Genomic DNA, 297 nt, shown 5'->3' on the forward strand with positions numbered 1-297 from the left:
CGCTTCATTAAACGATGAACTTGGTTAATACCACAGATTTCCCCTTCATCTCGTAAGTCACTGTAGATTTTTCGATAACCATACACACAGCCTGACTCCAGCCAAAATTGCTTTATCAGTCCGAGAAGGTATTTTCGCCGGTTTTCTTGTCTACTATCTGGATTTTTGAGCCAAGAATAATAACCACTTGGGTGAATTCCAAAGACTTTACACATGCGTCGAACAGACCAAATTGTCTGATTCGCTTTAATAAAGGCATACCTCAATCGGACTGGCTTGCGAAGTATACCGCGGCTT

Annotated in this window: 1 protein-coding gene; it reads right to left on the minus strand. The window is 41.8% G+C overall.

Annotated features, from left to right (window positions below; genetic code table 11):
- Positions 1-297 (minus strand): IS3 family transposase (locus BLO31_RS14285; RefSeq protein WP_139159015.1); only part of this gene is annotated, 297 nt, incomplete at both ends.

It is taken from the genome of Vibrio sonorensis (assembly GCF_001854765.1).
Taxonomy (GTDB): Bacteria; Pseudomonadota; Gammaproteobacteria; order Enterobacterales; family Vibrionaceae; genus Vibrio; species Vibrio sonorensis.